10 protein-coding genes are annotated in these 11,419 nt (G+C 45.3%); 8 read left to right on the forward strand and 2 right to left on the reverse strand.

Going from position 1 to position 11,419, the window contains the following annotated elements:
- Positions 1-12 precede the first annotated feature (12 nt).
- Together AC58QD_RS04410 and AC58QD_RS04415 are read right to left on the reverse strand one after the other, a co-directional pair.
- Positions 13-804: an MBL fold metallo-hydrolase gene (locus AC58QD_RS04410; protein ID WP_497330432.1), complete on the reverse strand. Its 792-nt coding sequence runs from the start codon at positions 802-804 to the stop codon at positions 13-15.
- Positions 804-1,733, reverse strand: coding sequence for a LysR family transcriptional regulator (locus AC58QD_RS04415; protein WP_497330434.1), 930 nt, complete (start codon positions 1,731-1,733; stop codon positions 804-806). The genes AC58QD_RS04410 and AC58QD_RS04415 overlap by 1 nt, the downstream gene beginning before the upstream one ends.
- Positions 1,734-1,874: 141 nt before the next feature.
- Between AC58QD_RS04415 and leuC the strand changes: the two genes are divergently transcribed.
- The 8 genes from leuC (at position 1,875) to AC58QD_RS04455 (ending at position 11,361) form a co-directional block, all read left to right on the forward strand.
- Positions 1,875-3,296, forward strand: a complete 1,422-nt coding sequence (gene leuC, locus AC58QD_RS04420; protein WP_497331389.1) for a 3-isopropylmalate dehydratase large subunit — start codon at positions 1,875-1,877, stop codon at positions 3,294-3,296.
- Positions 3,297-3,322: 26 nt separating this feature from the next.
- Complete coding sequence (leuD, locus tag AC58QD_RS04425; protein WP_497330436.1) at positions 3,323-3,928, forward strand: 3-isopropylmalate dehydratase small subunit; 606 nt, start codon at positions 3,323-3,325, stop codon at positions 3,926-3,928.
- An 89-nt stretch (positions 3,929-4,017) separates the two neighbouring features.
- Entirely contained in the window at positions 4,018-4,986 is a 969-nt protein-coding gene (locus AC58QD_RS04430) for a Gfo/Idh/MocA family protein (RefSeq protein WP_497330438.1), read from the forward strand.
- A 224-nt stretch (positions 4,987-5,210) separates the two neighbouring features.
- Positions 5,211-6,851: an N-acetylmuramoyl-L-alanine amidase family protein gene (locus tag AC58QD_RS04435; RefSeq protein WP_497330440.1), complete on the forward strand. Its 1,641-nt coding sequence runs from the start codon at positions 5,211-5,213 to the stop codon at positions 6,849-6,851.
- Between the two features lie 71 nt (positions 6,852-6,922).
- Positions 6,923-7,480, forward strand: a complete 558-nt coding sequence (locus AC58QD_RS04440; RefSeq protein WP_497330442.1) for a GerMN domain-containing protein — start codon at positions 6,923-6,925, stop codon at positions 7,478-7,480.
- A gap of 19 nt (positions 7,481-7,499) precedes the next feature.
- Entirely contained in the window at positions 7,500-10,247 is a 2,748-nt protein-coding gene (locus AC58QD_RS04445) for an S-layer homology domain-containing protein (protein ID WP_497330444.1), read from the forward strand.
- Positions 10,248-10,396: 149 nt separating this feature from the next.
- Complete coding sequence (nth, locus tag AC58QD_RS04450; RefSeq protein WP_497330446.1) at positions 10,397-11,062, forward strand: endonuclease III; 666 nt, start codon at positions 10,397-10,399, stop codon at positions 11,060-11,062.
- A gap of 26 nt (positions 11,063-11,088) precedes the next feature.
- On the forward strand, positions 11,089-11,361 hold the full coding sequence (locus AC58QD_RS04455) for an NAD/NADP transhydrogenase alpha subunit (protein WP_497331391.1): 273 nt from the start codon (positions 11,089-11,091) through the stop codon (positions 11,359-11,361).
- Positions 11,362-11,419: the final 58 nt, after the last annotated feature.

The raw sequence follows: 11,419 nt of genomic DNA on the forward strand, positions 1-11,419 counted from the left end.
GATCTTGCCTCTTCATCCTCTGGACACATTATTCCCCAACTCGACGCGAAGTCCGTGGTGAGCCAATCTGACATTAACGGGCAATGCATAAGGCTCATTCTGATCAACCCCGTGTGATAAATGTGTGAAATATACACGCCCCGGTTCCAATTCCTCTATCAAATGAAGCGCTTCGACCATATCATAGACAGAACGAGAGCTCGGTTCAGCATTCTCCTTGTAGAAATTAGTTCCGAGTATAAGCAGATCAAGCCGCTTAAGCGGCTCTTTTTGTGCATCTGAAAGCGAAATAGCGTCTGAACAATAGACGAAGCGGAAGCTGGGTTTCTCGAAGATATAGGCATAAGAGTAGCCGTTCTTGCCGTGACAAACTTTCCAGGGCCGAATCAACCATTCTCCGAATATACAGCCTTCGTCATTATGGACAAATATTAGCTGTCTTTCTAACCATGGGTATTGCTTGCGAATCGTATCAAATACATCTGAAGGAGCGTAAACCGTTCCTTTTTGTCCAGTCCAACGACAGGAATCAGCCCATTCAGGAAGACCAGCTATATGGTCATGATGCGCATGTGTAATAAGAACCTTGTGCATGCTTCTTGCTCCAATAAATCGCATTTGTTCTAACCAATCTGGACCGCAATCAACGAACAATTGCTCTCCTGTGGGACGGGTAATCATAGCGGAAGAGCGATACCGTCGATTAGATCCAGTCGTTCGCGCTTCTGTACAAATGCTGCAATCGCAATAAACTCGAGGGACTCCCATTGAGTCACCGGTACCGATAAAAGTTAGAATATCCATTATTCCCGCACCTTTGATTGAGGAATTTGTTGATTTTGTTGAGTTTGCAGCACCTCTTTCATCGTAGCGATGAAGGCTTCGGCAGCCTTGGACAAATATCGCCCTTTACGATGAGAGATGACAAGCGTTCTCGTTGGATTGCTTGCTAATGCAGCATATGACGGTGTGATCTCGCTCCACTGTCCGCGTGCAACCATGGCAGGCACAAAAGCAATTCCCATCCCTGCTGCAACTAGTGATTGCACGGTTTCGATGTTGCTGCTTTCGAACACGATTCGCGGAGAGAAGCCGGCTTGGCTGCACAAATCAAGTGTCAGCTTGCGAAAGCCTTGACCCTTTTTCAGAATAATGAAAGGCTCATGCTCGAGTTGCTTCACTTCTACAGGAACACCATCCGATAGTTGTAACGGGTGTTGCGGCGGGAGCGCCAACCAGATTTCTTCTTCGATTAATATGTGATAGGATAAAGCCTCCTCGACTAACGGTAAGGACAATAGTGAGAGATCGGTTTGTCCATTAGCGGTTAGCTGCTCCAAGCGTGCGGATGTTTCTTCAACTAATACAATTTCTATTTCTGGAAAACGCTTTTGAAACACCGGCAGCACCATGGGCAAAATATGCGCGCCTGTAATAGGCAGGCTGCCAATCGTTAGTCGGCCTTTTCGTGTATGAGAGATATCATCCATCTCTTGCTTGATCTGCTCCATCATATCGATTACCTTTTGGGCTTTCTCGATGAATAGTGCTCCTGCATGGGTAAGCTCCACAGCGTTAGTGTTGCGGTGAAACAACAGGACGCCGATCTCCTTCTCGAGCTTGGACAATTGTTGGCTAAGGGAAGGCTGGGCGATATGAAGCTTTTCTGCTGCGCGGGAAAAATTTTTGTCTGCCGCAATCTGAATCGCATATTGCAGCTGCCTGAGTTCCATGTGGTATTGCTCCTTTGCTTGTTACTCATTGTGAAATGATCTGGCTTATAGCTAAAACCTATCACGCTTATAGATATTATATAGTGGATCAATGAAGGAGTAAATGTTATGATCGATTCAAAGAACGGACGAGGTGAGAACATGGCGAAGAAAACGATGTTTGAGAAAATTTGGGACAATCACGTTATTCAGCAAGAGGAAGGCAAGCCAAGCATTATTTATATCGATCTCCATTTGGTTCACGAGGTGACATCCCCTCAAGCTTTTGAAGGTCTCCGTCTATCAGGCCGCAAGGTGCGCCGCCCTGAGCTTACATTTGCAACAATGGATCACAACGTACCAACAAAAGACCGTTTTAACATTACGGATCCTATCTCCAAGCAACAAATCGATACGTTGTCACAGAACTGCAAGGACTTTGGCGTTATGCTATTCGATCTGGATCATGTCGACCAAGGTGTTGTGCATGTTATGGGGCCTGAGGTTGGCTTGACTCATCCAGGCAAAACAATCGTCTGCGGCGACAGCCACACTTCGACTCACGGAGCATTCGGCGCCTTGGCATTCGGGATCGGTACGAGTGAAGTTGAGCACGTGCTTGCCACTCAATGCTTGCAGCAATCCAAAGCCAAAACGCTTGAGATTCGTGTGAACGGGGCCTTGAAGCCTGGGATTACCGCTAAGGATTTGATTCTTGGAATTATCGGTAAATATGGTACGGATTTCGCAACAGGATACGTTATTGAGTACACTGGACAAGCGATCCGTGACTTAACCATGGAAGAACGTATGACAGTATGTAACATGTCGATTGAAGCTGGAGCGAGAGCAGGTCTTATTGCCCCGGACGATACTACATTTGATTACTTGCGCGGTCGTGACTATGTTCCTCAAGGCGAAGCGTTTGATCAAGCCGTTGCAGAGTGGAAAAAGCTGGTCACAGATGATGGCGCGACTTATGATTGGGTTGTTGATTTTGACGCCGAATCCCTAGTGCCGCAAGTCACATGGGGAACTAGTCCGGGCATGGGCACGGATGTAACAGCGAAAGTACCTGTACCAAGTGAATTCCCGACTGAGAACGAACGTAAAGCAGCCGAAAAGGCGATTGAATACATGGGTCTTGTTCCTGGAACACCTATGACGGAATTGAAAGTGGATCGTGTCTTCATCGGTTCCTGTACAAACGGCCGGATTGAGGATCTTCGAGCAGCAGCAGCCGTGGCAAAAGGATACCAAGTATCCTCCCATGTTAACGCGATCGTTGTCCCGGGTTCTGGACGTGTAAAGCTTCAAGCGGAAAAAGAAGGTCTGGATAAGATTTTCTCCGAAGCTGGATTCGAATGGCGTGATGCAGGCTGCAGCATGTGTCTTGCAATGAACCCGGATGTTCTGAGTCCAGGTGAGCGCTGTGCATCGACTTCCAACCGTAACTTCGAAGGCCGTCAGGGCCGTGGTGGACGTACACATCTCGTATCCCCGGCTATGGCTGCAGCTGCAGCTATTGAAGGTCGATTCGTCGACGTGCGCGACTGGAAATTCAAAGTAGAAGCCGGCGTGTAACGAGCGGCCGAGAGGAGAAGCTAACGATGGAAGCATTTATTAAACATACAGGTCTTGTAGGTCCCGTTGACCGTGTCAACGTCGATACAGACGCCATTATTCCCAAACAGTTCCTGAAGCGTATTGAACGCACAGGCTTCGGACAGTTCCTGTTCTTTGAATGGAGATTCGATGAGCAAGGAAATGTCAATCCTGAGTTTGCATTGAACCAACCGCGCTTTCAAGGCGCTTCTGTCCTGATTTCCCGAGTTAACTTCGGCTGCGGATCTTCCCGTGAGCACGCACCTTGGGCAATTATGGATTATGGCTTCAAAGTGATCATCGCCCCAACATTTGCAGATATTTTCTATAACAACTGTTTTAAAAACGGCATCTTGCCGATCAAGTTGTCAGAAGAGCAAGTGGAGGATTTATTCCAACGTACAGCGGCTCACGAGGGCTACAAGCTGAGTGTTGATTTGGAGAACAAAAAGCTGACTGATGAGTACGGTCTTGTTATCTCGTTCGACCTGGATGAGCATCGCCGGCAGTTTTTACTGCAGGGGTTGGACGATATCGGACTTACACTGAAGCATGAATCTGCTATTACTGCTTATGAAGCTAAACAAGCGGAGCGTTTAGCCCTTCGATAAGCTGTGATTATAAGAATGACGTCTGTGGTTATTTTGCCTAAGACGTCATTTTTTTTTATTATTCTTTCTGCAGAAGGAGTGAAGTAGGGATGGATAAGGTTCGTTGGGGTATTATTGGCTGCGGAAATGTGACGGAAGTAAAGAGCGGTCCAGCCTTCCAACAGGTGGAGGGTTCAGAGTTAGTTGCCGTGATGCGGCGTGATGCAGCTTTGGCAGAAGATTATGCAAGAAGACATAATGTGCCGAAGTGGTATAAGGATGCCAATCAATTGATAGCAGATCCTGATGTAGACGCTATATATATTGCAACACCTCCTGACAGTCATATGGTCTACACATTGGCTGCTGCAGAGGCAGGCAAGCCGGTATATGTGGAAAAACCAATGGCCTTAAATGAGGCTGAGTGTCAGAAAATGATTGAGGCATGCAGATCAGCAGGAGTGCCTTTATATGTCGCCTATTATAGACGCGCATTACCCCGGTTCTTGCATATTAAGAAGTTAATTGAGCAAGGCGAGATTGGAGAAGTACGATTCGTTAGCACTACCCATATTAAAAAATTAACGGAGCGGAGAGAAGGGCTGCCATGGAGACTTAACCCTTCGATTTCCGGTGGCGGGCATTTTTTCGATCTTGCAAGCCATACGCTTGATGTGTTGGATTTCATTCTGGGGCCCATTCGCGAAGCATCGGGAATAGCCGGTAATTTGGGCGGCGTCTATGAAGCAGAGGATATAGTGACTGGCACTTATTCATTCGATTCAGGAGTACAGGGTACGGGGACCTGGTGCTTTTGTGGATACGAGAACAAAGAAATCAATGAAATTGTTGGTACCGAGGGCAAGTTGACTTTCTCCACATTTGGTCATGAGCCTGTTCTATTAACAACAGAGCATTCCACCCGACAATATCCTTTTGAGGCGCCAAAACATATTCAACAACCCTTAATACAGACAATCGTGAACGATTTATTAGGACGCGGGCATTGTGAGAGTACAGGTTCAACAGCTATACGAACGAGTAAGGTTATGGATGAAATTACGCGTAATCGTTCATAAATCAGCTCTATTCGCTATTATATGACTCTAATGCTTAATTACTGCGAAAATAATAGAGTTTTTTGTTAAATCTCGCAACTTTTAACCATATTTTGGCGTCTAAACTATTGTCTGCTTTGCATACATAGTGTCTTTTGGCAGCATATTTTGATAGAATATAGCTAATGTTGCCAGAAAGAGCTAGCAGGGTACAGGCAAAATTAATAGACTGCCAGAGGTGAACAATGAAGTACGGGAAAACACTACTGCCGCTGCTGCTAATGTTGATTACGGTTGCCATGCTGTTGCCAGCTCGTGTCGAAGCATCCAACTTCGTTCAGGTGTACCTGAACGGACAGAAATTGAATCCTGAGGTCTCTGCCCGCATTGTAGATGACAACACGATCGTACCCTTACGGATTATTTCTGAGAATGTGGGGGCAAAAGTTACCTGGTTCCAGGAAGGTCAACGTATAAAAGTCGAGCAAGATAAGACGGTTATCGATCTTCAGATCGGGAATGTTACGGTAAGCTTGAATGGAGCTCAGCATAAGCTGGAGACGCCGCCAGTTATTGTAGAGGACAATACTTTAGTTCCGCTTCGTTTTGTAACCGAACAGCTTGGATTTAAGGTAGGCTGGGACGATCTGACGAGGACGGTATCTCTCTATAAGCAATTGGACGATTCTTCATCTAACGGTAGCGGAAGTGGTGGGAATTCAAATGTTGGCGGTGGAGGAAACAACACAGGCTCAGGGAATACGCCAGGATCGACAGGTTCAACTGGATCAACAGGCACACCGGGTTCAACAGGTACACCAGGGTCGACAGGCTCAACTGGATCAACAGGCTCCAATGGCTCGACTGGATCGACAGGCTCCAATGGATCAACAGGCTCAACTGGATCAACAGGCTCCAATGGCTCGACTGGATCGACAGGCTCTAATGGCTCGACAACACCAGGAGGCACAACAGGAACGGGCAGCATTCCAGGCACTTCCAAACCCAATCCACTAGATCCCTCGATTCTGACCATGACTAAGCTGGATTTTGTAGGAGAAGAAGTAGTGATTCAGGCTTCTACGCCGATCTCTCCCAAAATTACCTTATTATCAGGTCCTGAGAGGATAATTATTGATTTACCTGGTCTTTCCCTAACGGGATCACCTCTTGAGGCTTTGCTGCCTAAAAAAGAGATTATTGTCAAACATCCTATTCTCCAAAAAATACGTTTTGCTCAAAACACTCCAACGGCAGTTAGAGTTGTCCTCGATCTCAGTCAGAAGTCAGGGTATTCGTTAACGGAAGATAAGGCGACGAACACAATCAAAATCAAAATGGTTAACAAAAAGTTCAAAGTTGTAATTGATGCAGGACATGGCGGATCTGATCCCGGAGCATTGGCGCCAAGTGCGCGACAAGAGAAGGAATTCACATTAGCCATGGAAAAGAAAGTTGTTGCACTTCTGAAGCAAATGCAGGATATAGAAGTGTATGAGACACGATCGGATGATACATATCCATCCTTGCAAGATCGTGTTGACTTGGCGAATAAGGTGGAGGCTAATTTATTCATCTCCATTCATGCCAACAAGTTCACGAACCCTACTGTGGGTGGAACAGAAACGTATTACACCCGACAAGACAGCATTGCCTTCGCGAATCTCGTTCATCAGAAGATGATGGAGGTAAGCGGATTAGCTGACCGAGGCGTGCGCAAAGGGGACTTCAAAGTTATTCGTGAAACGAATATGCCAGCTGTATTGCTCGAAATTGGCTATTTGTCCAATCAGGGTGACGAAGCTCAGCTGTATTCCGACGAGTTTCAAAGTCGAGTAGCGACTGCAATTGCATCAGCAATCAAGCAATATTTGACAGGTAATTAAGACAAGTGTCAGAGAAACTTAATAGTCATGATTAATAATTTTTTCATAGAAAGTTTTAAGGAGTGAAGCTGATGTTAAAGCGTACAATACGACGGACCGCATTGCCAGTTATTTTGTTGCTTGCAGTAAGTGTAACGGGGTGTGGATCCAAACCAACAACGAATGACCCTACGAATGCGTCTACTCCCGCTCCTGTAACGACTCCGACGGTGAAACCGACTGCAACACCAGCTCCAACACCTGTTGAAGCGAACATAAAACTTTATTATGCAGACACAGAAATGACCAAATTAGTAGAGAAACAGGGCAGCTTGACGAATGTACCAGAAGCGGACAAGTACAAGTCAGCTTTGCAAAAGTTACAGACTGCGCCTGATTCTTCGGTGGTTTCCTTATTCAAAGGGGTTAATATTCAATCCGCGCAGATCAAGGATGGTCAATTGACGGTGAATGTCACGATTAACGACCAAGGAAGGCTTGGTGCCCCTGGCGAAGCTCTCTTGCTGGATGCATTCAAGAAAACATTGTTTCAGTTCAGTGAAGTAAAAACAATTGAATTGTTAGTGGATGGCAAAAAGACGGAGTCCTTAATGGGACATATGGATATCCCGCACCCAATCAAACGATAATTTATGAGGAGCGCACGGAATGAATAATCCTATCAATCGTAAAGTCAAGTTAGTAGTGACCAGCTCCATTGTCACTACAATGATGCTGGCTTCAACCGCATATGCGGAATTAGCTCCAACTACTGGAACAGGCAGCTCCTCAGCATCAACAAGTCAGTCGAATACATCTTCCAGTGTGAAGTTATCCTTCCCGGATGTTCAGACGTCGCACTGGGCATCCAAGCATATCCATAAGCTAGCCACTTTGGGTGTGGTTCAAGGGGATGAAACGGGATTCAGACCCGAGAATCAGGTGAGTCAGCAGGATGTGCTGATTATGGCTATCAGAATGATGGGACTAGAAGAGGAGGCGCTAGGATCTAAAGCATCCTTTGCGCTTCCGTTTCCGGATATTCGTGACGATGCGCGTCCTTACGTTGCATTAGCCCTCGAGAAGGGATTAATTGCTGTTAACGAAGAATTGGAAAGCGACACTGCCAAATGGGGCAGCAGAGCAGCTAGCCGTGAATGGGTTGCCAAAATGATTGTGCGTGTCATTGGCAAACAAGATCTGGCTTCGACTAGCACCGCTCCATTGAGTTTTGCAGATAAAGATCAAATTTCTGCCAGTTCGGTTGGATATATATCTGCAGCTGTTACCTTAAAGCTTGTATATGGCTTTGAAGATAACACATTCGCACCAAAGGGAAGCGTTACCCGCGCTCAGATGGCAACCTTTCTTAGCCGTGCTGAGCCTTACTTGGTGAATCGTTCTTCCCGTGTGTATGCAGGATTCTTAACGCAGACTAATGGCAACAGCTGGACAGTTCAGGATAAGAACGGCGCTTCCAAGCAAATACAGCTTTACCCGACAGCTTCTGTCTATGGTGTTGGGGAAGAAGGCCGTAAGATGACGGCAAGTGAAGTCAAGCTTTACTCGGAAGTTTATATCGTCTCTGTCAATCAAGTGGGTTATTATGTTGAAGTCGTAAATGATGAAGTACAGATGCAATCGATAACGGGAACCTTAATAAGTGTCGACATGAATGATTTATCGGTTAAGATGTTAGTCGATGAGATGGAGACTACATATTCACTCGCTTCAAATGCCGTGATTCTTGATAAGAATGGCGGCGGCGTTAGTCTCGGAAGCCTGCTTCCAGATTCCATCCTGGAGCTTAAGAAAAATGCACTCGTTCAGAATTCCAAGATTGCTGAGATCAACGTCAAGCAAGTGCCGATCAACAAAACAGTAGATGGTACTTTTGTCACTTTGGATTTGCAAGCAAAAGAAATCAAGGTTAAAGAAGCAGTTAGCGGACAGGTGGAGTCTTATCCGATTACGGCCTTAACCACTATCAATATTGGGGACAAGCCGTTCGATCCTGCTGCCTTATATGCTGGAGACACTATACGCATCGAAGTTAAGAATGGCAAGGCTAATACCGTCTCCGTGGTTAAGCAATTAGTAGAAATACGTGATCAAGGCAAGCTGAAGAATGATATCAACATAGACAAAACATTTATCACGATTCAAAGAGAAGGATCAGGGGGATTGGCTTCTTACGCCGTGTCCAGTAAGACACAAGTAGTTATTGAAGGCAATGCCTACGCTTCTCTGCGAGATCTCAACATTGGCGATGACATTAAGCTGGAAGTGAATAATAATGTTATCGATCGGATTATTGTAACGGGTACTATAGTGCAGGGATTTACCATGGCAACTATTGTGAGTTATATTCCTGAAGAAAAGCTATTGAACGTTAAGGATGAACTCGGCAAACCAGCCGTGTACCAGCTTACTGCCAAGACGAAGATTCGTTATGATGAAACTGAGCTGCCTTTGGAGAGCTTTGCGAACATATTCATTAAAGGTAAAAAGGTGAACTTATCCGTTTCTGATTCTAATTTGATCTCCATTCAGATTGCTACGAAGCTAGAAGGAACTGTTGCGCAGATCAATACAGCAGCGGGGGAGCTCACGGTTACCACTGCGAACAACCAGGTCTACACGTATAAATATGCATCGAATCCGATCGTTGAAATGGCTAGCAAGCCTGCAGGAGCGACCATTGCGGACTTGAAGGTTGGGGATTCTGTTCGTGCCGTCTTCAATGCATCGCAAGATCAGATCGCCCATATTCAAGTTCGAAATTCATTGATCGTTCATACCGTATCCAAAGATGCTGCTGCCGGAACTATTACAGTAAGAGATTCCGATACTACTTCGGTTACGCATTCCTTAACTGGAATTCCAATCATTCGGTCAGGCCAGACGGCTCTTACAGCAGCTGACATCCCGCTGGATGAGTGGGTACAGTTCGATTACATTGGCAAAACATTAGAGGGAATTCAATTGCTAACCTCGGTTCGCGGTGCGATTGCTGCGGTTGATGTAGCGAATTCCAAAGTAACAGTAGTTGACTTCAATAATGTCTCCCATGTAATTGAAGTAGGTCCATCTTTCACAATTAAGGGTAATGGGAATGTGTATACAACTCTCCAAACCTTGAAGCCCAGTGATCGAGTGCAGGTTGCTACGGATTCTAAAGGAAAAACGACTTTTGCAATATTAGCTGGACAAACAAAAGTGGTTAGTTTCTATAATTCAACCACCAAGGAAATTACTTTCAAAAAAGAAGCACTAAATGAAATAAATGTGTTTACTCTTCCAGACAACGCTTATGTGCATCAAGGGACATCCGTATTAAGCCCGAACTTCTTAATGAATAACGATACGGTTCAGGTTTATTTCATGGGTAACAAAATTGTTGAAATCTCCAAATAAGCACGTCTAAGGCAGGTACCGATGGCATGCTTTGTGCATACCATCGGTTTTTTTTCGCAAAAATGTCGAATTTGATCATATTTTGCCCTTGTGCAGTTTGTCCACATCCGATAAACTGAATCACAATGAGAAGCGAAGGGAGTCATTCGATGACCGCCAAAAAGGTTCGTTATATTCTGGATACGGTAGCCGAAATGTTTCCTCATGCTCACTGTGAGCTGCATCATTCCAATCCGTTCGAATTGACGATCGCCGTCCTGCTCTCAGCTCAATGCACCGACGAAACAGTTAACAAAGTGACCGCTGCCTTATTCCAAAAGTATAAATCACCTGCAGATTATTTGGCGGTTCCGTTAGAAGAATTGGAGCAAGATATACGCCGTATTGGTCTGTTCCGGAACAAGGCCAAAAATATTCAAGGCTTATGCGAGATTCTGATGACACGTTATGATGGACAACTTCCCGAAAAGCATGAGCAGCTTGTAGAGCTTCCAGGAGTGGGAAGGAAAACAGCAAACGTTGTCGTATCCAATGCATTCGGTGTACCGGCCATCGCCGTCGATACCCATGTGGAGCGTGTATCCAAACGGCTAGGACTAGTGTCGCCAGAAGACTCCGTATTGCAGGTGGAACAAAAGCTTATGAAGAAAGTTCCCCGGAATGAATGGACCCAAACCCATCACCGGTTAATCTTTTTTGGAAGGTATCATTGTAAAGCGCAAAATCCGCAATGTGAAGCATGTCCGCTGTTAGAAGTTTGTTTGGATGGAAGACAACGTATGAAAACCCCGAAAAAAAGGAAATCTAAGGAATGAAGATTAGAGAGAGAGGAATGATCAGCATGAAGTGCATAGCTGTTTATACGAATGATTTTGAAGTGTTCTCCGATATTTTCGAGAAGGTTATTAACACCCCCCTCGGAACCGATGAGGAGACAGAGGTAGAAGGCGTTACGATCTTTGAGTCCGGAGATGTACCTGAGAATTACTTGGATCGCATGAAGATCAAGCCTGATGTCGTTGTAATGAAACACCGTGATCGTAATATTACGATTCTTCAACACGGTGATGTGTTTGAAATTTTTATACCTGAAAATGAAAGTGTGGTACACTAGAAACCGGAGAAATTCGGTTTTTTTTTATGGAAATAACTGATAAATGGGGAGAATGAAA

It is taken from the genome of Paenibacillus sp. J2R1T-4, from assembly GCF_059692235.1.